The sequence below is a fragment of the Bacillus sp. FAU20 genome (genome assembly GCF_056033865.1).
Genome location: NZ_JBVYHY010000027.1, coordinates 440516 through 463454, shown reverse-complemented (window position 1 = coordinate 463454; position 22939 = coordinate 440516). Strand labels below are relative to the sequence as shown.

The following is a 22939-nucleotide window of genomic DNA, read 5'->3' as shown; positions in this document are numbered from 1 at the left end:
AAGGAGTGGAATGCGTGGAATATAATGTTCAAGATATGATCTTCCAGTTCATTGGTGGATTAGGTATTTTCTTATTCGGGATTAAATACATGGGCGATGGACTGCAACAAGCAGCTGGAGATCGTCTTCGCGATATTCTAGATCGCTTTACAACAAACCCACTAATGGGTGTACTAGCTGGTATGTTAGTTACTGTATTAATCCAATCCAGTTCAGGAACAACCGCTTTAACAGTCGGACTTGTAAGTGCCGGATTTATGACATTAAGACAAGCAATCGGTGTTATTATGGGTGCAAACATCGGTACGACGGTTACTGCATTTATTATCGGAATTAAAATCGGAGAATATGCTCTTCCAATTATGGCAGTTGGAGCAATCTTACTATTCTTCTTTAAAAATAAAAAAGTACATTCTTTAGGTCAAGTTATATTCGGTTTTGGTATGTTATTCTTCGGTTTAGAATTAATGAGCACAGGCATGAAACCTCTTCGCTCTTTAGAATCATTCCAAGAATTAACAGTTAGCATGAGTGATAATCCAATTTTAGGTATTGTTGTTGGTACAGTCTTTACTTTAATTGTACAAAGTTCAAGTGCAACAATCGGTATTTTACAAGAACTATTCGGTCAAGGTGCAATCGATTTACAAGCTGCCCTTCCTGTATTGTTTGGTGATAACATCGGTACAACAATTACAGCTGTATTAGCAGCAATCGGTACTTCAATTGCTGCAAGACGCGCAGCATTAGTTCACGTTATCTTTAATATCGTCGGTACAATCATCTTTACAATTTTATTAATACCTTTTACAAATTTAATTCTATACTTCCAAACGTCATTAAACTTGAATCCAGAAATGACAATTGCATTTGCACATGGAACGTTTAACGTAACGAATACTATTATTCAATTTCCGTTTATTGCAGTATTAGCATGGATTGTAACAAAAATTATTCGCGGGGAAGATGCAGCTATTGACTTCAAACCGCAACATTTAAATCCAATCTTTATTGAACAATCTCCTGCTATCGCATTAACAGAAGCACAAAAAGAGATTATTCGTATGGCTGAGTTTTCATTACATGGATTAAAAGAAGCAAACCAATTTTTGAACACACAAGATAAAAAACACGCTGACATGGCTACTCAATTAGAAGGAGCTATTAACAATTTAGATAAAAAAATTACCGAGTATTTAGTTTTACTATCAGAAAAGCCACTTTCACCTACGGATTCTGAAAAACATTCCGTTTTAGCAGGTGTTGTTGGAGATATTGAACGTGTGGGTGATCATGTAGAAAACCTTGTAGAACTTGTAGATTTCCAAATTTCAAACCGTGTTTCACTATCAGATGAAGCATTAGCTGAATTAAACGAAATGCTAAAATTAACTATTTCAACACTGCAAGACTCAGTTGAAGCTTTAACAAACTTCGATACTGAACTAGCTCAAACTGTTATTGCAAAAGAACGTAAAATCGATCAAATGGAACGTGTTCTTCGTAAACGTCACGTATTACGTCTGAACGAACGTAGCTGTTCAGGTGATGCAAGTATCATCTTCGTTGATATGGTAAGTAACTTAGAGCGCATTGGTGATCACGCTGTAAATATTGCTGATGGTGTTTTAGGTGAACAAGGTAAAATCAATTTAAAACAATCATTATGATAAGAAAGAGACGCTAACTTAAGCGTCTCTTTTTTCATTATATTTTAACAACTGTTCTTCCTTTTAACTTTCCTTGCAATATAAGTGCAAACTTCTTCTCTAGTTCTTCTAATGTACATTCCTCTGTATAAGATAGTAACTCTTTATTTCCCCATTCATTCGCTAAAAGCGTCCACACATCACTTCTCACATCTGCTGGACATTGCACAGAATCTATCCCTAAAAAGCTTATGCCTCGTAAAATAAACGGATATACCGTTGTTTGTAATTGCTGACCTGCCACATTACCGCATGTCGTTACACAACCACCATACTTTACTGTTTTTAAAGCTGTTTCTAACATACGTCCACCTACAGTATCGATAACCCCCGCGTATATCCCTTTTAACATTGGTCTTCCTGATTCATCATTCAATTCCGCGCGATGAATCACTTTTTTCGCGCCTAGACGTAGTAGCATATCTTCCTCTTCCATTTTCCCTGTCGCTCCTACTACGTTAAACCCTAACTTACTTAAAATGCTTACAGCTACACTCCCTACGCCGCCTGTAGCACCCGTTACTAAAACATCCCCCATACTAGGGGTTATACCTGCTCTCATAAGCTTATATACTGATAAAGCCGCTGTAAAACCTGCTGTTCCGTACATCATACTTTCCTTTAATGACATTCCCTCTGGTAAAGGGACAATCCAAGATGATGGCACGCGAATATACTCTCCGAAACCACCAGAAGTATTCATCCCTAAATCATATCCCGTTACAATGACTTGATCTCCTGCCTTAATGGTAGCATCTTTACTACTTATAACCACTCCTGCTGCATCAATTCCTGGCGTATGAGGATATGTTCTCGTAACACCTTTATTACCAGTAGCTGAAAGAGCATCTTTATAATTTAATGAAGAATAATGAACTTGTATGAATACGTCTCCCTCAGGTAAACTACTTACTTCTCTCTCAACAACTTTTCTTACAAACTGATGATTTTCCTTTTCGTTCACAATGATTGCTCGGAATGATGTATGATTCATTATGCTCTCTCCTTTATCCGTCAAATTCTTCTTTATTATATAGAAGAAATAAGTAAGCTTACTCATTTCTTCTTGGCTATATTTCAACAAATCTTACTTCCCTATCACTTTCTCATAATATATATTTTCATTTCTACTAAAAGCCCTTATACTTATTCTACATCTAAAAAATAACATATAGAAAATCTGACTTTTTATAAATAAATTGAATTTTTACGAAATGTAAATGATTTGTAATGTTTTTTTTCGCTAAATTTCATTATAATAAGTGGATATGAGTGTCGTATTTCAATCCAAATGAAGGAGTACAGGAAATGGAGCAAAACCCATCTTTGCAAGAAAATACACGCAATAAACCGAAAAAAAATAAGAAAAAAATAAAAATTATTATAAGCGCTATACTATTCGTTTTATTAATAGGCGGCGGTTATACTTGGTTTTTAGTAAATAAAGCATCTTCTGCTGTTCGAAATGCCGCACACGATTTAGCACGCGGTGATAAATCTGATTTACGAGATAAAGCTGTAAAACCTATTACAAACAATGTCTCTGTTTTAATAATGGGTGTTGATGAAAGCGATGTCCGTGGAAAAGAATATGGTGAAGCTATAAGAACAGACGCGCTTTTACTTGCAACATTTAATAAAGATAGCAAAACTGTTAAACTATTAAGTATCCCACGTGACACATATACTTATATTCCAATAGAAAAGAAAAAAGATAAAATTACACACGCTCATGCATTCGGTTCTGCTAAAAATGGAAAAAATGGTGGACCACAAGCAAGCATTGATGCAGTTGAAAAATTAATGAATGTTCCTGTTGATTATTTTGTGAAATTTAACTTTAAATCATTTATAAAAATCGTCGATGACTTGGGCGGTGTTGAAGTTGATGTACCAGTTGAATTTACTGAGCAAGATAGCAATGATAATGCTGAGGCAATTCACCTAGAAAAAGGTGTTCAAAAGTTAAATGGCGAAGAAGCTCTTGCTCTTGCTAGAACAAGACACATCGATAGTGATGCAATGCGTGGACAACGTCAACAACTCGTTATCGAGGCTATTTTAAAGAAACTAACAAGTGTTGGTTCTGTAACAAAAGTTGGCAGCATCATTGATGATATTAACGGACAATTCGTTACAAACTTAACATTTGATGATATGCTTTCATTCTATAAATATGGATCGGATTCGGAAATTGAGAAATTACAAATCCAAGGTGATGATTGCTATATGGCAAAAGGTGACGATACTTGTAGCAAATCTGCTGGTGGTGGTCGAACTTACTATTACAATCCAGATAAAAAAGAATTAGCTAATGTTACAAATGAACTTCGTACTCATCTTGGACTACCTGCATATACAAAGTCTGACTCAGACTCTGATTCGAAAAAGACAAAAGAATCTAAGTCTGAAAATAAGAACGAGCACAAATCAAGCAAAAATGAAAATAGTAGTGAAGGTACAGAAACATCGTCTAATGACAATGAATAATATAGAAGCGGTTCTCTATGGAGGTAGAGAACCGCTTCTTTTATTCTTCCAAATACAAAAATCAGAACTTTCTAACTATCTTTTTTAATATTTTTAAATTATAATAAATAGTAGCAATCTATTCCAATTATCAGGGGGCTCATACATATGAAAGCTGCAGTAAAACATAACATCTCAGATTTTAAAGACTACTTAAAATCCAACGATATATACATGGAAGAAAATATAGATGAAAATGATGGCTCTGTTCATTTTTCAGTAGGATTAGAGACTGAAGCTGGCGCAAAAATTCAACTTATCGCTGCTTTCCAAAACGAACATCCTACGGTGGATATATACTGCTTCAATGTTGCTCACGTGCCTGATGCAACATCAACAAATGATATTTTACATGTCATCAATGAATTAAATACATCTTATCGCTTTGCAAAATTCACATTAAACAAGCAAAATGCAATTGATATTTCAACATCTCTTGCATTCTCAGAACCAAATTTTAATCCAGCACTTGTCTTTGAACATACAAGAATGCTATATAAATTAGCAAATGACGAGTATAAAAACTTAATGAAAGTTATTTGGGCATAAATAAAAGGATGGGCTGCAAGCAGCGCCATCCTTTTATTTCGATATCATATCAATCCACATTTTAACAGCAGTGCCGACAATTAAAATCGATAACATATATTGTAGTACTTTTTGATTTATCCTCTTCCCGACTCGTGCTCCAAGTGGCGCAGCAAATATACTTGCAACCGCAATAATTAGAGCTGGAATCACAACTACTTGTCCAGTAATCATTTTTCCAGTCGTAATCCCTACTGAAGAAATAAACGTAATAGCGATAGATGTTGCTATCGTCATGCGCAATGGTAATTTTAAAATAACTAGCATAATAGGAACTAAAAGAAATGCACCGCCAGCTCCAATAATGCCCGAAACACCTCCTACAATAAACGCTAACACACTTGCTAACCATTTATTATAATTAATTGCTCCGCTATTATTTTTCTTCGGTACAAACATCATCATAGCTGCAATGGTCGCTAATACTGTATAAACAACATTTACAGCATGTTCATCTAATAGATTTGCACTAAAACTTCCTATAAAACTTCCTATTAATATACTAGCTCCCATATACACAACTAACGTTTTATTCATATCAGTACTTTTCCGATATGCCCACGCACCTGCAAAAGTTGCAAAGAATACTTGTACCGCTGTAATACCGCTCACTTCATGAGACGTATAGCCAGTAAATCCTAACAGTACTGGAATGTATAAAATCATTGGATAGTTAATAATCGCACCGCCAATTCCAACCATTCCTGATATAAACGATCCTATAAACCCAATTATAAAAAGTAATAATACTAAACTCACCTTACATCCCCCTCCTTCTAAAAAGAAGGTGATTTAAATGAATAAGTTCACATTCCCATCCGAAGCATCTGCTAAATATGCCCCTACACCTGCAAACTCTACCCCTTCCATAATCTCTTCCTCTTTTAACCCTAATAAATCTACTGTCATTTGACAAGCTACAAGTTTAATCCCCTGTTCCTTTGCCAAATCAATTAAATCTGGCAAAGGCATTGCATTATGTTTTTTCATAATGCCTTTAATCATCTTTGGTCCCATACCAGCAAAATTCATTTTAGATAACCCCATCTTATCAGCACCGCGTGGCATCATTTTTCCAAATACTTTTTCTATAAATGTTTTCTTTACATTCACATGTTCATCTTTCCTTAAAGCATTTAATCCCCAGAAAGTATGAAAAATAGTTACCTCTTGATCATACGCCGCTGCACCATTTGCAATAATATAAGCAGCCATTGCTTTATCGTAATCTCCGCTAAATAACACGATTGTCGTTTTCTTCTGTTGTTCCATATTGTTCTCCCTCCAATTACCTATAGGGGTATTTTTTTATTTATAAAAAATTGTTTCTCCCTATTCTACTTTTCCTTCCCAAGCTAACATACCGCCTACCATATTGATTACTCGAAAACCGTAACTTTCTAAAAATTGAACAGCTCTTGCACTTCTCCCGCCTGAACGACAAACGATAATATATTCCTGATTTTTATTTAATTCATGCATACGAAACTCTAATAGTCCTAGTGGAATATTACATGCTTCTGGAATTTTCCCTTCAGCTACTTCTTCTACTTCACGTACGTCCACAATATTTACCACTTCTTTACGCAACAATTTTTCTTCTAATTCTTTTGTAGTCATTTCTTTCATTTTAAAGTCCCTCCTCACAAACTATTCATACCACCTGAAACGTTTATTACTTGCTGAAACCCTAGTTTTTTCAATATCTTTGCTGCTTGCTTACTTCTCATTCCACTTTGGCAAATAACGATTACTTCCTTATTCTTATCTAATTGATTCGCCTTGCTTGCTAGATCATTTAGGGGGATATTTTGAAAGCCTTCCATATGATTCCCTCTATATTCACCTACTGTACGGACATCAATAAAATACTTCCCCTTTTTTCCCACTATACTTTTCAATTCTTTGCCATTTATATTTTGAACACCTTTCACTGGTAAAAATCGTGAAATAACAAACCATGCAGCAAGTACAATGAAAAGCGTACTTAATATTGTGTTCATATAACCAACCTCTCTATATTTACAAAACTATTGCTTCACTACGCCTTCTTAATCCAAAACTTCAGCACATCAGCTTCTTCTACATGCTTTACGATGTCATGACCAGTTTTATTTGCCCACGCTGGAATATCTTTCACTGATCCTTTATCCGTTACCTGTATTTCTAACACTTCTCCAGTTTGTAAAGTATCCATCGCTTTCTTCGTTCTTACAATCGGTATTGGACATGCTAATCCTTTCGCATCTAATACTTGTTTTACATTCATCATCTATTCCTCCATGTTTTATTTATTTTATTATTCATGAACTGCACAACGATTTGGACCAATCTCCATTTCACGTTCTTCCTCTGCACTCGGATGAATTTTACCCATATTCGTTTGACGAATTTCTTCGTAAGCATTTGGCTGAGGTGGTAAATTCTCCGTTACAACTTTACGAAACTCTCCCTCATCCTCAATATTTAATCCTGCATTATACGCAAATAAATCTTTTAATTTAGCACTAACGATACCACTCTCGTCCATTTCACTTATTTTTGAATAATGAGCCGGTAACACAACTAAGTTTTGAGATAGTTCTTTATATCGGCTATACAAAGTAGTACGTAAATCACTTACCCAATCTTCAGCTTTCCCAGCAAGGTCTGGACGTCCAATTGAATCTACAAATAAAATATCACCTGATAATAAATAGGAATCATCTACAATAAATGACGTACTCCCAATCGTATGCCCCGGTGAGTATAATGCGTCAATTTCAATTTTAGTACCCCCAACCGTAATAACAGATCCTTCAACAAGCGGTTTATATGAGAACACAACCTCCTCTGCATCTTTTGGCGGCAACCAATACGTACCACCTACTTTTTCCGCTAACTTACGTCCGCCAGAAATATGGTCTGCATGTAAATGTGTATCCATTACATTCGTAATCGTAACGCCATGCTCTTTCGCAAACTCTTCGTACGCTTCAACTGTTCTTACTGCATCAATAACTGCTGCTTCACCGTTTGAAATCACCATATATGATAAGCAACCTTTTCCAAGGCGGTTAAACTGATACATACTTCCGCCATCTTTTAAATCTCCCACTTTTATAGGCTTTACATATTCACTCCAAGCCTTCATACCACCAGATAAATAATAAATATTTTCTAATCCAGCCTCTGTTAATTGCTCTGCCACAAATATAGAAGATCCTTCTTTTGCACATACTACTAAAACATCTTTATCTTTAGGTAGTTCACCGATAATATGATCTACCCCCTCTAATAAATCAAAGTACGGTACATTTATTGAAGTAATTTCTTTTCCTTCAATTTTCCAATCTTCATAATCCGTCTCATTACGAACATCTAAAATAAACAACTCCCCGAATAAAACTTTCTCTGCAACATCTTTTGCTTGTAATGCTTTAACACTCATCTAATTACCCCCATAGGTATGTTTTTGTTTAAAAAATTTTATCCCGCTTTAATGGGCAGTAAGCCCCCACTGATTAAAGTTTCACTTTATTTTTCCACATTCCCTTGCCACTCTAACATGCCTGGAATGACATTTTTCACATTTGCATAACCTTTCTCTTTCAACATGTGGCAAGCTACATCACTACGGTTGCCAGTTCGGCAAACAACATAAATTTGCTTCGTTTGATCTAACACTGCACTGTCTAATTCTCCTAACGGTATGGAAACAGCCGATGGAATATGACCAAAAGCGAATTCCGCCGCTTCACGAACATCTACTACAATACACTCTTGACCACTTAATACTATCTCTTCCACTTCCGAATTCGTAATTGTATGAGGATATTTCACTATTTCATTCATTTCATGCTCATTTGCTTTTCTAACGTAATGCATCAATACATCACCTTCATGTTTCGTCCCGATATATTGATGACCTACTTTACTCGCCCAACTTTGTATATCCACAATAGACCCTTTATCTGTTGCCTGAACCTCAATCACTTGCCCTGACGTCAATCCTTCCATCGCCTTCTTCGTCTTTACAATCGGCATCGGACAAGCCAAACCTTTACAATCTAGATTCATATCCACTTTTATACTCATAGTCGATTCCTCCATAATTTATATACATATACCTGTATGGGTATATGAAAGTGTTTTTGAAAATCTGTCAACAATTATGTTTGACAGATTATCGGCTTTTTACAAGTAATTGAACAGCTTCTTTAATTAATTCTTCATTTGAACCATTACCGCTTTCAAACTGCTCACGCAAACATTGCTCTAAATTTGTCCCAACAACAAGTCCAATTGTACGATCAAGTGCAGAACGAGATGCCGTTAACTGTGTAATAACCTCTCGGCAATCTTTTCCTTCTTCCATCATACGAAGCACACCGCGAACTTGCCCTTCAATACGTTTTAATCTATTTTTCATGTCTTGATTATATTCCATTGTATAATCACCTCATTACCATTATGTCACTATTTATAACCTATGACAATATATTATACCCTATAGGGTATTTTGTAAACCCTATTTTTAATTTTCACCTTATATGTTCACAAAACAAAAAGTAAAACCTTAATCTATAGGTTTTCATCTTCCACTAAATCTTGAAGTAGAAAATGAAAAATATCAATATACAACACGTTCTGGCAATACTGTCCCATACAATTTAAAACCACCATCTACATTCTTTACCTTATATCCTTTTTCCATTAACATACGCGCTGCAACATACCCTCTCATACCAAGTTGACAAGTGATATATATTTCTTTGTCCATTGGCACTTCATCCAATCGATCACGTAATTCATCTAATGGAATATTAATAGTGCCTTTAATCATTCCCTGTTTTAGTTCATTAGGCTCTCGAACATCAATAAGGTACCCACCATTTTCAACAATGTGATCTATTTCATGCCATTGCACTGTGTCCACAAAACCATCTACTATATTACTTGCAGCATACCCCACCATGTTTACTGGATCTTTTGCAGAAGAATACGGCGGGGCATATGATAATTCTAAATCCGGTAAATCGATTACTGTTAAGTTTGCCTTCATTGCCGTCGCGATAACATCTATACACTTATCTACCCCGTCACGTCCTAAAGCCTGTGCTCCGTAAATCTTTCCGCTATCTTTATTAAAAATTAATTTTATTAGCACTGGCGTAGCATTTGGATAGTATCCTGCATGAGAATTTGCCTGTACATGTACTACCTCATAGGGTATATTTAATCGTTTTAATATTTTCTCATTTACTCCAGTCGAAGCAACTGTTAAATCAAAAACTTTAGCCACAGAAGTTCCCATCGTACCTTTATATAAAGAATCTGTATGACCATGAATAATATCTGCTAACATGCGACCTTGACGATTAGCTGGCCAAGCTAAAGGAATCATCGTTTCTGTTTCTATAACAAAATCTTTCACTTCAATCGCATCACCAATTGCATATACATATGGGTCAGATGTTTGAAATTTCTCATTTACCTTTATCGTTCCTCTAACTCCTAATGCTAATCCTGCATCTTTCGCTAAACTACTCTCTGGTTGTACACCAATTGCTAAAATAATCATATCTGTTTTTATAACTGAGCCACTTTTTAAACGTACAACAGTCCCATTCTCCTCTAACGCATCTACACCATCTTCAAAAACAAGCTCAACATTGTGCACCTTCATATGCTCATGTACATATGCCGCCATTTCGTAATCAATTGGTGGCATCACTTGATTTGCCATCTCTACAAGAGTAACCTCAATCCCGCGTTCTCTTAAATTCTCAACCATTTCCACTCCAATAAATCCTCCACCAATAACCGTCGCATGACGTGGTTTCTTCTCATCAATATACGCTTTTATACGATCTGTATCAGGTACATTTCGTAACGTAAACAACGCCTTCGCTTCTTCAATGCCCGGAATAGGTGGAACAATTGGTTTCGCCCCTGGTGAAAGAATCAAAACATCATATTCCTCGTTATATGTTTCATTTGTAGTTACATTCTTTATCGTAATTGTTTTCTCTTCTTTATTAACCTTTACCACTTCACTCAATACACGTATATCTAAATTAAAACGCTTTGACATCCTTTCAACAGTTTGTACTAATAACTTTTGTCTTTCTGTAATGACACCGCCAATATAATATGGCAATCCACAGTTTGCGAACGAAATGTATTCACCGCGTTCAACCATAATAATTTCATCTTCCTCACTTAAACGACGAAGCCTTGCAGCTACTGAGGCCCCGCCAGCAACTCCGCCTACTACAACAATTTTTCTGAACATATTTCAAACCTCCATCCTATTGATTATTTAATTTTCTAACACATCACAAATAACCTATACCTGTATGGGTATATGATAGAATATAAAAAAACTAATTTCAATATATATGGCTTTCTTTCACAAATTTGAAACAAATAAACAGAACGGACACAGTATCCTATGTCCGTTCTTCCCCTCACACATACTTCCGATGCACCATCTTCCCATCATAAGAAAACACAACGCCCTTACTCTCCACAATCGACTCCATATGCACTGTTCTTCCCCACAGCTGATGAAGGTATGGTAATACCTTTTCTAAGTATTTTAAATCAAGCTCGATTCCTTCGTAACTATGTTTAATGTATAATTCCCCGTTCTTTAAGTAGTCTCCATCTTCTACTACTAAGTACGGGAAGCCGCCATTTGTACGCATATTTACGAGCTGATCACGTACATGTTCCCACTCTTTATCTATTACTTTATATTCTTTTCCTTGGCGCTGGAATAAGTACATATCTTCTCTCATTACGAGATCTTTATTTAAGTAGTTTCTTAAGAACGATACGTCCCATTCGATTTCGCGCACTTCAAAGATTTTGTCACGACCAGATCCTGGTTTGACGCCTCTTCGTTTCATTTCTTCTGTCGGGTTGTTGTAGCGTTCTTCAATATCTTCAAACATTTTAATACCGAGGTAGTATGGATTAATGCTCGTTTTTGATGGCTGTACAACACCTGCATTTAATTTCGCAAATTCGATGGCTTCATCAGATGTTAAGTCCATTTCGCGAAGTATGCGTTGATGCCAGAAGGACGCCCAGCCTTCGTTCATGATCTTTGTTTCAAGCTGCGGCCAGAAATATAACATTTCTTCACGCATCATCGTTAATATGTCTCGCTGCCAATCTTCTAACTCACGGCTATATTCTTCAATAAAGAGAAGTAAATCTTTCTCTGGCTTTGGTGGGATTTTCTTCTTTTTACGCACATTGGAACGTTCCTGTTTTTTATTGCGATTATCTAAATTCCATAAGTCATCGTATTGCGACACCTTTTTCTTTTCTATTTCTTCCTCTTCTAAATCATCGATACTCCATGTGAGTTTCGGACGCATAAGCGAGGGATCAATATGCTCTTGAATGGCAAGTACGGCATCTAAAAATGTTTCTACCTCTTCTTTTCCGTACTTATGCTCATATGCTTTCACCCGTTCAGCTGTCGCCGACATACTTTCTACCATATCCCGCTTCGTATTTGAAAAACGAATATTATTTTTGAAGAAATCACAGTGTGCTAAAACGTGCGCTACAATTAATTTGTTTTGAATTAACGAGTTCGTATCTAATAAAAAGGCGTAACATGGATCAGAGTTAATAACGAGTTCGTATATTTTACTAAGTCCTAAATCGTATTGTAATTTCATTCTGAAAAATTGTTTTCCAAAACTCCAATGTGAAAACCTTGTTGGCATCCCATATGCACCAAATGTATAAATAATTTCCGCTGGACATATTTCATAACGCATCGGATAAAAATCAAGCCCAAATCCAGTCGCAATTTCCGTAATTTCCGCAATCGCATATTGCAGTGCTTTATCGTCACTTGCTCTCATTATTTTCCCTCCTTACACTTTCCCTTAAGAAAGTGTATGATGGAGAACAAGCTTTCATGAGGATTGATTGCATAATAAAAAGACACCCCCGCAAAAACGGGAATGTCTCATCTATTAACCTTCAATAATCTCCATCTTCTCCGTAATCGGAGTACGCGCTTTTCCTTCAGGCGCTTTATCAAAATAACCGATATGAAGAATTCCAACGATACGTTGGCCTCTTGTTAAACCGATTCCTTCTATAAATAATGGATTGTAGTTTAATCCGCCTGATTTCCAAACGCAACCTAATCCGCGTTCCCAAGCAAGAAGTTGGAAGTTTTGCATAAATGCACATGTTGCAGCGTAATCTTCGTCACGCTGAATTTGACGTGGATCTTCATTTATATATACAACGATTTGTGCAGGCGTGCTTAAGAAACGATCTGATAAAATTTTACCGCGTTTCGCTCTTTCTTCTTCTGTGAAAGAGTTTAATACTGCATCTACTAATTTCTTGCGGCCTTCTCCGATGTATAGTTTACAATTCCATGGTTCACGGTGCTTATGATTAGGTGCCCATGTTGCATCGTTTAATAGTTCAATTAATAAATCTTTTTCTACTGCTTTGTCTGTAAATGTACGAACAGAGCGTCTTTCTTTAATCACATTTGCGATGGAAGTATATGTAGTCATATTTTTCTCTCCCTTATTTTTATCTATATGTATACGTTTATTATTGATATTGATTTTCAATTTCGATTATACCTTAGTTTTTTACTATTAATCAATGTTTTATGTTGGAAAACTTCTAAAAAACGTCATTCCATACTGTGAATAAAAAAACTTAACTTGTTCACAAGTATTTCACATTTTATGGAAATGATATGTGTACAGTTTTCTACATTATCCATCTAGGAGGAGTTTACATGTACAAAAAAATCGCTGTTTGTATGACTATGACAGCATTATTATGCGGGATATCTACCTTCCCCGCTTCCGCTGCCACGCCAAAAGAAGTAACAATGCATCACCATAACCCAATTTCAGAAGAAGAAATGCAATCGCTAGAAAAACTCAGCTATAACAAACATGAAATTTGGAAAGCTGCTCACATTGCAAGAATGAGTAAAAAAGAAATTAAAGATGTTTTAGCTTACTATAAGCAAAATAAATCTTGGGAGAAAACAGCCGAGCATTTCGGTGTAGATCCAAGTAAGCTGAAAAAGCATCATATAAATAAAGAAACAAAGCAAGCGCTGCTACAACAGTTAGCAACTATGCAAAAATCCACACCTGATCAGCTAAAGCAAAAAATGAATGAATATAACATAAAATTGCGTCATCTTACTGTGTTAACAATCATCTCTCAAAAAAGCAATACCCCACTTGATGATGTACTAAAGATGAAAAAAGATGGAATGGACATGAAACAAATTGCCGAAAAATTAAATGTAAAAAGAGAAGATATACGAGCGGAAATGATGAAGTTAGTGCAGTCTATTAAAGAAAAGAAAGCAAATTAACACCCCAAAAAGGAAGAGGGATTCAATGCTCTTCCTTTTTCGTATGAACTTTCAATTTTCAAGTATAAATTCCCGGATTTCCCAAAAACTAACACAAGTAAATGATGTAAGTTAGGGGTGAGAAAATGTTCGGTTTATCATCTAAGAAATCAAAAAAGACTAATACGAAAACACTTTGTTCTATTCCAGAATTTATACAAACCATGAAAGAATCAAGCGATTTTGTCTCTTATAACATACTTAAAGATGAAACGTTGTGCTTGTTTTATTATAAATCTGTCGTGGAAGCACTTATTATTAAACAATTTATTTTAACTCCTCTAAAAAAGGAATCGGAACAAATCCAAAACATCTCTGATTTATGTAATATCATCTCTATTGAAGACATTATTACCTCCCCTTCTATTGATGATATTCGTGAAAAATTATTAGGTGGATATATTTTAATACGCTTAAAAAACAATGCGAATCCTGATCAATATGCTTTAATTCGTGCCGAAAGTACTGTTTTAGGAAAACGATTATATAACGATACAGAAAATGAGTATAGTGTAATCGGGCCTAAAATCGGTTTCGTTGAAAACCTTGATACAAATATCCACTTATTGCGCCGAAATATCGTAACGGAGCAACTCATTTTTAAAGAAGTTACCGTCGGATCTATATCAAAAACGAAAGTAGCAGTTGCTTATATAGAAGGAATTACAAATGAACAATTTATCAACACCGCAATACAACGGCTAGAAGACATTGATTTTGATGTCCCATTTGATGCAACTATGATTGAGCAATTTATTAGTGATAATAGCAATTCACCTTTTCCCGTTCTATTACCTACAGAACGATTAGATCGAGCTGTATTTGCATTAATTAACGGAGAAGTTTTAATTTTAACAGATGGCTCTCCATATGCTTTATCAGGACCAACAACGTTACTGGATTTTTTCATTTCACCAGAAGATTATTATTTACCGTGGATGATTGGATCTTTTTTTCGTGTTATTCGTTTTTTCGGAGCTATATTTTCTCTTTTTTTCCTCCGCTATTTATACAGCGGCTTTAACATATCATTATCAAATGATTCCTGCTGATTTACTAGGTCCTATTATTTTCTCGAGAGCTAACGTACCTTTCCCTCCTATTCTAGAAGCACTCTTTTTAGAAATTACAATTGAATTGCTTCGTGAAGCAGGAGCACGTTTACCAACGAAAGTCGGACAAACGATTGGGATTGTTGGGGGGATTGTAATTGGACAAGCATCTGTTGAAGCAGCTTTAACAAGTACAATTTTATTAATTGCAGTTGCTTTATCCGCACTTGCATCTTTCACAACACCGACTGTAAAGATGTCTTCTACTATCCGTTTATTACGCTTTCCGCTTATTCTTTTAGCCGGTGCATTTGGAGGATTAGGCCTTATTGTCGGATTTGTATTTATTTTAGCTCATTTAATTAAATTAAAATCACTTGGATCACCTTATTTATTACCTTTATATCCATTTCGTGGTTTAGGTACAGCAGAAGGTTTTCTTCGATTACCATTTAGCCAAACGGCTCAAAGACCTTCTTTTCTGAGACCAAAATCAAAATGGCGCTATAATCCAAACAAATCGAAGCAAAAACATGATGGTGAGAATGAATGAAGAAAATTTTATTGCACCTTATCATTATCTTCTTCGTTTTACAAACTGGCTGTACACAAACGTATATAGTAGATGCACAGCGTATTATTCATATTGCTGGATTTGATATCACAAAAAACAAAAGATTCCAAGGAACTATTCTATTCCCAGAGTACACACATGGTGTAAAGTCTAAGCCAGAGACTCAAACAACATCTGCCCGTTCACTTGAAACAATTGCTTCACGATTGAATGCGAAATCTCCTCACAATGTTGTTGTAGGTCAAATGCGTGTTGTCCTATTTGGAAAGGCTCTAGGAGAACGCGGAATGGGAGAGATTATTACTAACTTACAACGTGACCCAAATATCGGGCGTGATGTACAACTAGCAATTGTAGATGGATCGGCTGAAGAGCTTTTAAATTACGGAAAAAAAAATGGGTCTTTATATATCGCTGATTTACTCGAGCAAAATATAAGAAATGAGAACATCCCACAAACCACATTAAACATTTTTTTATATAATTATTACTCTTCTGTATGTGATGCCTATGTTCCTTATATTAAAATGGACGATAATCATTCTATCGCTGTCAAAGGACTTGCCTTTTTAAAAGGCGATAAAGTAGTCATGTATACAGATAAAAGACATTCTGTTTTAGCAAAATTACTTATTAATCCTACGAAAAATGGACGTTACGAAGCAGTAATAAAAAAGGATAAGCATAAAGGTATGGTTGTTATACAAAACTTAGCTGGAGAAAATAAGTATGATATAGATCAAACTGACGACATACCAAAAGTAAAAATTCATTTAAAATTAAATGGATTAATTAAAAACTCTCCTAATTGGATTGATCTAAGAAAAAAAACAAATATCAATTATATAAAAAAACAAATTGAACAAAATGTTGAAAAAGACTGTGAAGATTTAATAAAACAATTTCAAGAAAAGGAAATTGACCCTTTAGGAATACGAGATGAAATTAGAAGCCATACGAGAAAATGGAATATAAAACAAATTCGAAATATGTATAAAAACGTAGCGGTGGATATAAATTTAGATCTTAATATTGTACAATCTGGAATCGGGGAATAGTGAGGTGAAATGAGCAATGAATACAATGAATAAGACAAAAACTGTCTCTCCATATTTTGCATTTATTTTATTGCATTCTCTCCAAATCGGCATAGGAATTCTCGGCTATCAACGTGTAATTTTGAAAAATGCAGGTTATGATGCTTGGATTTCTCTTATTATTGCGGGGATTGCAACTCATATTGTACTGTTTTGTATGTTAAAAATGCTTGAAAAAGACGGAGATTTAATTAGCATTCATACAACCACCTTTGGAAAATGGATTGGCTCTATATTTTCTGTAATTTTCACTCTTTATTGCTTATTATTTTGCCTTACTGTTCTTCGTACATATATGGAAGTAATACAAGTTTGGATTTTCCCTACCATTAAGTTATGGAAACTAACCTTTATGTTTTTATTAGTGACTTGCTATATTATAAAGGGTGGATTTCGCTCTGTAACCGGAATATGTTTTTGGGGAGTCGTTCTACCTATTTTCGTTGTATTCTTTTTAATTTATCCAATGAAATATGCACATTTCCGCAATATTTTACCTATTTTTACACATTCACCTTTTGACATGCTTATATCAGCAAAACACTCTGCGTTAGAGTTTCTTGGTTTCGAGACAATCTTAATCTTCTATCCATTTATTAAAAAAGGAAAATCCTTAAAAAGATGGGCCCATGCTGGAATTGCTTTTAGCACCTTAATTTATGTAATTTTAGCTATCGTATCTTTTATGTATTATAGCGAGGGACAATTAAACCGTACTATTTGGCCTACTTTAACGATGTTAAAAATAATTAAAGTTCCTTTTATTCAGCGTTTTGAATATATTATTATTTTCGTTTGGTTTTTAATTATTTTACCAAACCTTTGCTTAACTATTTGGTCATCATGTCAAACGATGAAGCGCTCCTTTCATATTTCATTTAAATTTACATTACCGTTTTTTATTTTCATCATATTTTCAGCTTCTCTGCTTTTCACAAACCGTGAAAGTATCAACACATTAAATACCATACTATCTCAAGCTGGTTTATATATTGTATACGCTTATATCCCAATTTTATTTCTATTTCATTCGCTAAGATGGCGCTTCAAAAATCAGTCAAAAAAATCTTCAACCGATACACCGTAATCTCTGATACAATTTGATTAATACATTTGTAAAGGGGACAAGCGAATGAAAAAGTATGTATTTTCTTTACTTGCAGTACTAAGTTTAATTCTTGCTGGATGCGGAAGTACTGGTACAAATGACCAAAAATCTTCTGAATCAAAAAAAGAAGAACATGACCATGCATCGCACACTCAGCAAGCTGACATTCAAGAGAAAACAAAAGGAGTCGACACACTTCCGGCCTTCCTAGATAAGCTTGATCCACAAATGAAAGATATCTACACCGTCGCTGGACAAAATGCAGAGCTATTAGATTGGATTCCATGCTATTGTGGTTGCGGTGAAAGTGTAGGACATAAAAATAATAAAAACTGCTTTATTCGTGAAATTAAAAAGAATGGTGAAGTTGTTTGGGATTCCCACGCAACGACTTGCGTCAATTGCCTAGAAATCGCAGTTGAATCTGCTTCCATGAAACAAAAAGGAAAATCAACGCTTGAAATTCGTAACTATATCGATAATAAATACAAAGAAGGTTATGGCAAACCAACACCTACGCCAATGCCAAAAGCTTAAAAAACGAGGAAACTCCTCGTTTTTTCTTTTCATTCACTTTTTTTCTTAACAAATTCTTTCAAGTGTATTTCCCCTTACTTATCACACACTATATATAACTCTCGGTAAGGAGGGTACACAGTGCAAACATACAACGACTATGATAAAGCTCTCTATTACACGTATTGCTGTAATTGGGATAAATTACTCGTTCTCATGGTTCAAACGAACGATCAATTATTTTCTAAGCGTATTGAGCATTTTTTACACGCTTATCAATACAGTAAAGAACTGCCAGAAGTTGATAAACAATTGCAGCTCCTATTTCAATATATTGACCACGCATCCCAAAAGTCGCATGTAGAAGAAGTAGAACAAATTCAAATGTAAAATATAGCGCTATTCTCTTCCAGAGAATGGCGCTTTTTTAAAATATTAATACTAATAAAAGTTTCCTCTTATAAAACTTTTATTGATAAACATATTTTTTCTTTCTTTTCCATACCACTTCATACTATAATTTAGTATGTAACTATTATAAGAGAGGTATAAAATATGGGACGAGAAAAAAAGCAAGAATATGCTTTACTTACCGCATGGGGAGCTTCTTTTATTGCTACACTAGGAAGTCTGTACTTTTCCGAAATCATGAAATTTGAGCCTTGTGTCCTTTGTTGGTATCAACGCATTTTTATGTATCCATTCGTTTTATGGCTTGGTATTGCTGTAGCAAAAAAAGACTATCGCATCACAAGTTATTCTTTACCAATCGCAACTATTGGCGCTTGTATTTCTTTATATCACTATGCAATTCAAAAAGTCGCAGCATTTTCAGCTGCTGGGGCAGCTTGTGGACGTGTACCATGTACGGGAGAATACATAAACTGGTTCGGCTTTGTGACAATCCCGTTTTTAGCACTTATCGGCTTTATTACAATCGCTGTTTGTAGCTTTATTGTCATCAAAAACAAATAAGGAGATGAAAGAATGAAAAAAATGCTTATATTTGGTGGTATTATTATCGCCTTGTTCGTGGCAATTTTTGCAGTAACACAAATGGAAGAAAAAAATGCTACTAGCCAAAAAATTGATAATCCTACTGAAAGTAAGACAAACGGTTCTGACTACTACACAAATAAAATTTCTCTTTCAGATCTTCAAAAGAACTTAAAAGAGAAAAAAGAAGAAACAGTATACTTTTATCAAACATCTTGCGTTCATTGTCAAAAATTATCTCCTGTCGTAGTACCAATGGCTAAAGACTTGAACGTTGATATGAAAGTTATGGATATTGAAAAATTAGATGCTCCTTGGGATGAATATAAAATTCAAGGTACACCAACAATCATTCATTTTAAAGATGGCAAAGAAGTGAGCCGTATTAGCGGTGAACAGCCGAAAGACAAATTAAAAGAATGGCTTGAGCAAACGAAAAAGTAACGAGAAAAGGAAACTCCTTCTACACATGAAATGGGCGTAAAATCCCAAACTAATGTATAAGGAGGGGGTTTTATGCCAGAAGTAAGATGTTCTGTTTCCAACTGTTCTTTTTGGGGACAAGGTAACTTTTGTCAAGCAAGTGCGATCATCGTTCAGCCTGATGCAGATGAAACTGGTCAAACTGAAAATGATTCATATACAGCTGCTGTTTTAACAAACGAGACGCTAGAAAGTTCTGTAGCAACGAGTGTAGAGACTTGTTGTCATACATTTAAGCCTAGATATTAACAATTATTCCACCTCATATACGTGAGGTGGTTTTTTCTTTCCCTCTTCTTGTTTACGTCATCTCTAATTCTCCCTATAATAAAGTTAACATTTTTATGAATACGAAGGTGAAATACTATGGCTAAAACAATTGCAGATATCGCCAAATTGGCTGGAGTTGCAAAAAGCACAGTCTCTCGTTACTTAAACGGCGGATATGTAAGTGATAAAACAAAACTTAAAATCGAAGGTATTATTCAGGAAACAAATTTCTCTCCCAATACATTTGCTCAAAGTTTAAAAGCAAAAACAACAAATTTAATTGGTGTCATCATCCCCCGATTAGACTCCTTCGCTACAATGAAAACACTTATCGGGATTGATAAAACATTACAGGAAAATAACTATCAAATGCTTGTAGCAAATGCAAATCAAACAACCGAAACTGAAATACAAGCTATGGAAAACTTTATAAAACAAAGAGTAGCTGGCATTATTTTATTAACAAAAACATTAACGAATGAACATCAAAAAATTATGGCTAATTCAAACATCCCTATTTTATTCGTCGGGCAAGAATATAAAGATCAATATTGCCTCGTTCACGATGATTATGATGCAGCTTATGAGTTAGGGGCATACGTGTTATCACAAGGTCATCGACATATTGCCTATTTAGGGATAGAAAAAGATGATATTTCTGTTGGAATAAATCGAAAAAATGGTTTTCAAAAAGCAATTGAAAATTTAGAACCGGCTTGCAACGTTTCATATTACGAAACAACTTTCCGCATAGAAGATGCCATGAAACAAGTACAACATATTTTAGATAATAATCGCCCAACTCTTATCGTATGTGCTACAGATAACATCGCTCTTGGCGCAATGAAAGTGATTCACTCCCACTCCCTTTCTGTACCAGGTGATATTTCTGTAACAGGATTCGGTGGATATGATATTTCAGAAATGGTACACCCTAGCTTAACGACAATTGCGTTTGACTATGAGTATGCTGGAAAGCTTGCTGCCACTTCTCTTTCACAGCTTGTTGAAAACAAAACTATACCAAAAATATTACACTCTCGTTATACATTAAAAATCCAAGAAAGCGTTGACAAAATATAAAGGCGCTCTATAATAAAATTAAAACCGGTTCCACATTTTAAAAACAGGATTTTCAACATCATTTCCCTGTTTTTTATTTTAACTTATTGCGGAACCGGTTCCACAAGAGAAATTTATAGTAAGGGGGAATTTTTATGGATATGAAACAAATTGCAAATCAAGTATTACAGAACATTGGTGGAAAGGAAAACATTGTTCGTGCCACACATTGCGCGACTCGCCTTCGTCTTATATTAAAGGATGATACGAAAATAAACGCTGCAGAAATCGAAAACATCGATGGAGTAAAAGGTGCTTTCGCAACGACCGAGCAATATCAAATTATTTTTGGAACTGGCATAGTAAACAAAGTATATGATGAATTCTCAAAACTAATTGGAATAGCCGAACTAGATTCTACAACATCAAACGATATACCTAAGAAAAAAATGAATCCTATCGCCCGCCTAGCAAAGACACTATCCAATATTTTCGTTCCAATTATTCCAGCTATCGTCGCAAGCGGTTTACTTATGGGTCTACTCGGAATGTTGAAAGCGTTTAAATTAGTTCCTGGAGATCACTCACTTATCCAATTACTTGATATGTTCTCAAGTGCAGCTTTCATTATTTTACCTATTTTAATTGGAGTAAGTGCCGCTAAAGAATTTGGTGGAAATATTTTCTTAGGGGCAGTTGTTGGTGGTATATTAACTCACCCAAGCTTAACAAATCCTTGGACTCTTTCAAATGCAAAACCAACTGTTTTACATTTCCTTGGCATGGATATTGATATGATTGGCTATCAAGGTACTGTTTTACCTATTTTATTATGCGTATACGTTATGAGTACAATTGAAAAAGAACTTCGAAAACGTGTTCCGAACTCTTTAGATTTATTAGTTACACCATTCTTAACAATTATTATAACTGGCTTTTTATCACTTATTATTATTGGACCAATTGGATATAAAATCGGTGACGGTATTACGTACCTTTTAAATACAATTTATCAATTTGCAGGACCAGTAGCTGGTCTTATATTCGGTGGTCTATATTCAACAATTGTTCTTACTGGTTTACATCATAGCTTCCATGCTATTGAAGCAGGCTTACTCGCAAATAAAGATATCGGTGTCAATTTCTTACTCCCTATTTGGTCAATGGCGAACGTTGCACAGGGCGGCGCTACTTTAGCTGTCTATTTCAAAACAAAAAACAAAAAAACGAAAGAAATTGCAATTCCGGCAGCAGCTTCAGCATTTTTAGGAATTACAGAACCAGCTATTTTTGGTGTCAATTTAAAACTAGGTAAACCATTTATTGCAGCAGCTATTGGCGGCGCAATTGGAGGCGCTTACGTTGTTTGGATGCAAGTAGCAGCTAACGCATACGGTTTAACAGGTATTCCGATGCTTACAATTGTTGCACCTCTTGGCATGATGAACATGATTCACTATATAATTGGCTTCGCTATTGCAGTTATCACTGCTTTTGTTGCCACATTCATTTTATATAAAGAAAGTAAATAATAACGAGG

25 protein-coding genes and 1 pseudogene are annotated in these 22939 nt (G+C 35.2%); 14 read left to right on the top strand and 12 right to left on the bottom strand.

The genetic code is table 11. The features are described from left to right. Window positions 1-14 precede the first annotated feature (14 nt). The gene (locus AC0OM3_RS28060) at window positions 15-1670 is read left to right on the top strand and encodes a Na/Pi cotransporter family protein (RefSeq protein WP_474213335.1); all 1656 of its coding nucleotides are present in this window, start codon (window positions 15-17) and stop codon (window positions 1668-1670) included. 37 nt (window positions 1671-1707) lie between these two features. Here the strand turns inward: AC0OM3_RS28060 and AC0OM3_RS28055 are convergent, their stop codons facing one another. Beyond that, on the bottom strand, window positions 1708-2703 hold the full coding sequence (locus tag AC0OM3_RS28055; protein ID WP_474213333.1) for a YhdH/YhfP family quinone oxidoreductase: 996 nt from the start codon (window positions 2701-2703) through the stop codon (window positions 1708-1710). 314 nt (window positions 2704-3017) lie between these two features. On the opposite strand from AC0OM3_RS28055, the gene AC0OM3_RS28050 reads away from it, so the two are divergent. Both AC0OM3_RS28050 and AC0OM3_RS28045 read left to right on the top strand, forming a co-directional pair. Next, window positions 3018-4199 carry an LCP family protein gene (locus AC0OM3_RS28050; RefSeq protein WP_000437394.1) on the top strand — a complete coding sequence of 394 codons (1182 nt, stop codon included), beginning with the start codon at window positions 3018-3020 and terminating at the stop codon, window positions 4197-4199. A gap of 147 nt (window positions 4200-4346) precedes the next feature. After that, a complete protein-coding gene (locus tag AC0OM3_RS28045) occupies window positions 4347-4787 on the top strand; it encodes a hypothetical protein (protein ID WP_000642362.1) in 441 nt (146 codons plus the stop codon). Window positions 4788-4820: 33 nt separating this feature from the next. On the opposite strand, the gene AC0OM3_RS28040 is transcribed toward AC0OM3_RS28045, so the two are convergent. From AC0OM3_RS28040 to AC0OM3_RS27990, 11 genes are all read right to left on the bottom strand, one after another. Then, on the bottom strand, window positions 4821-5585 hold the full coding sequence (locus AC0OM3_RS28040; protein WP_000060624.1) for a sulfite exporter TauE/SafE family protein: 765 nt from the start codon (window positions 5583-5585) through the stop codon (window positions 4821-4823). 33 nt (window positions 5586-5618) lie between these two features. After that, window positions 5619-6098 carry a DsrE/DsrF/DrsH-like family protein gene (locus tag AC0OM3_RS28035; protein WP_000437741.1) on the bottom strand — a complete coding sequence of 160 codons (480 nt, stop codon included), beginning with the start codon at window positions 6096-6098 and terminating at the stop codon, window positions 5619-5621. 60 nt (window positions 6099-6158) lie between these two features. Beyond that, the gene (locus AC0OM3_RS28030) at window positions 6159-6455 is read right to left on the bottom strand and encodes a rhodanese-like domain-containing protein (RefSeq protein WP_000661812.1); all 297 of its coding nucleotides are present in this window, start codon (window positions 6453-6455) and stop codon (window positions 6159-6161) included. A gap of 14 nt (window positions 6456-6469) precedes the next feature. Beyond that, window positions 6470-6829 (bottom strand): rhodanese-like domain-containing protein, encoded by a 360-nt coding sequence (locus AC0OM3_RS28025; RefSeq protein ID WP_001092316.1) that lies wholly within the window; start codon window positions 6827-6829, stop codon window positions 6470-6472. Window positions 6830-6867: 38 nt separating this feature from the next. Beyond that, the gene (locus AC0OM3_RS28020; protein ID WP_002163852.1) at window positions 6868-7098 is read right to left on the bottom strand and encodes a sulfurtransferase TusA family protein; all 231 of its coding nucleotides are present in this window, start codon (window positions 7096-7098) and stop codon (window positions 6868-6870) included. Window positions 7099-7125: 27 nt separating this feature from the next. Then, entirely contained in the window at window positions 7126-8256 is a 1131-nt protein-coding gene (locus AC0OM3_RS28015; protein WP_474213328.1) for an MBL fold metallo-hydrolase, read from the bottom strand. An 86-nt stretch (window positions 8257-8342) separates the two neighbouring features. Further along, a complete protein-coding gene (locus AC0OM3_RS28010) occupies window positions 8343-8918 on the bottom strand; it encodes a sulfurtransferase TusA family protein (RefSeq protein WP_102947847.1) in 576 nt (191 codons plus the stop codon). A 73-nt stretch (window positions 8919-8991) separates the two neighbouring features. After that, window positions 8992-9255 carry a metal-sensitive transcriptional regulator gene (locus AC0OM3_RS28005; RefSeq protein ID WP_000456206.1) on the bottom strand — a complete coding sequence of 88 codons (264 nt, stop codon included), beginning with the start codon at window positions 9253-9255 and terminating at the stop codon, window positions 8992-8994. Between the two features lie 183 nt (window positions 9256-9438). Further along, on the bottom strand, window positions 9439-11103 hold the full coding sequence (gene cdr, locus AC0OM3_RS28000; protein ID WP_474213322.1) for a CoA-disulfide reductase: 1665 nt from the start codon (window positions 11101-11103) through the stop codon (window positions 9439-9441). A gap of 175 nt (window positions 11104-11278) precedes the next feature. Next, window positions 11279-12697, bottom strand: coding sequence for a stage V sporulation protein SpoVR (spoVR, locus tag AC0OM3_RS27995; protein WP_001202720.1), 1419 nt, complete (start codon window positions 12695-12697; stop codon window positions 11279-11281). 114 nt (window positions 12698-12811) lie between these two features. Next, a complete protein-coding gene (locus AC0OM3_RS27990) occupies window positions 12812-13372 on the bottom strand; it encodes a nitroreductase family protein (RefSeq protein WP_000214819.1) in 561 nt (186 codons plus the stop codon). Between the two features lie 233 nt (window positions 13373-13605). On the opposite strand from AC0OM3_RS27990, the gene AC0OM3_RS27985 reads away from it, so the two are divergent. From AC0OM3_RS27985 to AC0OM3_RS27935, 11 genes and pseudogenes are all read left to right on the top strand, one after another. Next, on the top strand, window positions 13606-14202 hold the full coding sequence (locus AC0OM3_RS27985; RefSeq protein ID WP_474213318.1) for a hypothetical protein: 597 nt from the start codon (window positions 13606-13608) through the stop codon (window positions 14200-14202). A 125-nt stretch (window positions 14203-14327) separates the two neighbouring features. Further along, window positions 14328-15846: pseudogene (locus AC0OM3_RS27980) on the top strand (spore germination protein). Then, window positions 15843-16925 carry a Ger(x)C family spore germination protein gene (locus AC0OM3_RS27975; protein ID WP_474213315.1) on the top strand — a complete coding sequence of 361 codons (1083 nt, stop codon included), beginning with the start codon at window positions 15843-15845 and terminating at the stop codon, window positions 16923-16925. The pseudogene AC0OM3_RS27980 and the gene AC0OM3_RS27975 overlap by 4 nt, the downstream one beginning before the upstream one ends. Before the next feature lie 16 nt (window positions 16926-16941). Continuing rightward, window positions 16942-18051 carry a GerAB/ArcD/ProY family transporter gene (locus tag AC0OM3_RS27970; RefSeq protein WP_001095033.1) on the top strand — a complete coding sequence of 370 codons (1110 nt, stop codon included), beginning with the start codon at window positions 16942-16944 and terminating at the stop codon, window positions 18049-18051. Between the two features lie 45 nt (window positions 18052-18096). Beyond that, window positions 18097-18609: a PCYCGC domain-containing protein gene (locus AC0OM3_RS27965; protein WP_000761025.1), complete on the top strand. Its 513-nt coding sequence runs from the start codon at window positions 18097-18099 to the stop codon at window positions 18607-18609. 120 nt (window positions 18610-18729) lie between these two features. Then, entirely contained in the window at window positions 18730-18978 is a 249-nt protein-coding gene (locus AC0OM3_RS27960) for a YhdB family protein (RefSeq protein WP_001195459.1), read from the top strand. A gap of 165 nt (window positions 18979-19143) precedes the next feature. Further along, window positions 19144-19563 (top strand): disulfide formation protein C, encoded by a 420-nt coding sequence (locus AC0OM3_RS27955; RefSeq protein WP_089149616.1) that lies wholly within the window; start codon window positions 19144-19146, stop codon window positions 19561-19563. A 12-nt stretch (window positions 19564-19575) separates the two neighbouring features. Then, entirely contained in the window at window positions 19576-20028 is a 453-nt protein-coding gene (locus AC0OM3_RS27950) for a thioredoxin family protein (RefSeq protein WP_000738451.1), read from the top strand. A 72-nt stretch (window positions 20029-20100) separates the two neighbouring features. After that, window positions 20101-20316 (top strand): DUF1540 domain-containing protein, encoded by a 216-nt coding sequence (locus tag AC0OM3_RS27945; protein ID WP_001115482.1) that lies wholly within the window; start codon window positions 20101-20103, stop codon window positions 20314-20316. A gap of 117 nt (window positions 20317-20433) precedes the next feature. Then, on the top strand, window positions 20434-21420 hold the full coding sequence (locus AC0OM3_RS27940) for a LacI family DNA-binding transcriptional regulator (protein WP_001140399.1): 987 nt from the start codon (window positions 20434-20436) through the stop codon (window positions 21418-21420). A gap of 134 nt (window positions 21421-21554) precedes the next feature. Beyond that, entirely contained in the window at window positions 21555-22931 is a 1377-nt protein-coding gene (locus AC0OM3_RS27935) for a sucrose-specific PTS transporter subunit IIBC (RefSeq protein ID WP_000367316.1), read from the top strand. Window positions 22932-22939 lie beyond the last annotated feature (8 nt).

Excerpts from the sequence above, each read along its gene's own strand:
- AC0OM3_RS28020 (WP_002163852.1), bottom strand. The coding sequence starts at position 7,098 with ATGATGAATGTAAAACAAGTATTAGATGCGAAAGGATTAGCATGTCCA.
- AC0OM3_RS27985 (WP_474213318.1), top strand. The coding sequence starts at position 13,606 with ATGTACAAAAAAATCGCTGTTTGTATGACTATGACAGCATTATTATGC.
- AC0OM3_RS27975 (WP_474213315.1), top strand. The coding sequence starts at position 15,843 with ATGAAGAAAATTTTATTGCACCTTATCATTATCTTCTTCGTTTTACAA.
- AC0OM3_RS28050 (WP_000437394.1), top strand. The coding sequence starts at position 3,018 with ATGGAGCAAAACCCATCTTTGCAAGAAAATACACGCAATAAACCGAAA.
- AC0OM3_RS27970 (WP_001095033.1), top strand. The coding sequence starts at position 16,942 with ATGAATACAATGAATAAGACAAAAACTGTCTCTCCATATTTTGCATTT.
- AC0OM3_RS27955 (WP_089149616.1), top strand. The coding sequence starts at position 19,144 with ATGGGACGAGAAAAAAAGCAAGAATATGCTTTACTTACCGCATGGGGA.
- AC0OM3_RS28005 (WP_000456206.1), bottom strand. The coding sequence starts at position 9,255 with ATGGAATATAATCAAGACATGAAAAATAGATTAAAACGTATTGAAGGG.
- AC0OM3_RS27950 (WP_000738451.1), top strand. The coding sequence starts at position 19,576 with ATGAAAAAAATGCTTATATTTGGTGGTATTATTATCGCCTTGTTCGTG.
- AC0OM3_RS27935 (WP_000367316.1), top strand. The coding sequence starts at position 21,555 with ATGGATATGAAACAAATTGCAAATCAAGTATTACAGAACATTGGTGGA.
- AC0OM3_RS28055 (WP_474213333.1), bottom strand. The coding sequence starts at position 2,703 with ATGAATCATACATCATTCCGAGCAATCATTGTGAACGAAAAGGAAAAT.
- cdr (WP_474213322.1), bottom strand. The coding sequence starts at position 11,103 with ATGTTCAGAAAAATTGTTGTAGTAGGCGGAGTTGCTGGCGGGGCCTCA.
- AC0OM3_RS27940 (WP_001140399.1), top strand. The coding sequence starts at position 20,434 with ATGGCTAAAACAATTGCAGATATCGCCAAATTGGCTGGAGTTGCAAAA.
- AC0OM3_RS28035 (WP_000437741.1), bottom strand. The coding sequence starts at position 6,098 with ATGGAACAACAGAAGAAAACGACAATCGTGTTATTTAGCGGAGATTAC.
- AC0OM3_RS27965 (WP_000761025.1), top strand. The coding sequence starts at position 18,097 with ATGAAAAAGTATGTATTTTCTTTACTTGCAGTACTAAGTTTAATTCTT.
- spoVR (WP_001202720.1), bottom strand. The coding sequence starts at position 12,697 with ATGAGAGCAAGTGACGATAAAGCACTGCAATATGCGATTGCGGAAATT.
- AC0OM3_RS28010 (WP_102947847.1), bottom strand. The coding sequence starts at position 8,918 with ATGGAGGAATCGACTATGAGTATAAAAGTGGATATGAATCTAGATTGT.
- AC0OM3_RS27990 (WP_000214819.1), bottom strand. The coding sequence starts at position 13,372 with ATGACTACATATACTTCCATCGCAAATGTGATTAAAGAAAGACGCTCT.
- AC0OM3_RS28030 (WP_000661812.1), bottom strand. The coding sequence starts at position 6,455 with ATGAAAGAAATGACTACAAAAGAATTAGAAGAAAAATTGTTGCGTAAA.
- AC0OM3_RS27945 (WP_001115482.1), top strand. The coding sequence starts at position 20,101 with ATGCCAGAAGTAAGATGTTCTGTTTCCAACTGTTCTTTTTGGGGACAA.
- AC0OM3_RS28015 (WP_474213328.1), bottom strand. The coding sequence starts at position 8,256 with ATGAGTGTTAAAGCATTACAAGCAAAAGATGTTGCAGAGAAAGTTTTA.
- AC0OM3_RS28045 (WP_000642362.1), top strand. The coding sequence starts at position 4,347 with ATGAAAGCTGCAGTAAAACATAACATCTCAGATTTTAAAGACTACTTA.
- AC0OM3_RS28025 (WP_001092316.1), bottom strand. The coding sequence starts at position 6,829 with ATGAACACAATATTAAGTACGCTTTTCATTGTACTTGCTGCATGGTTT.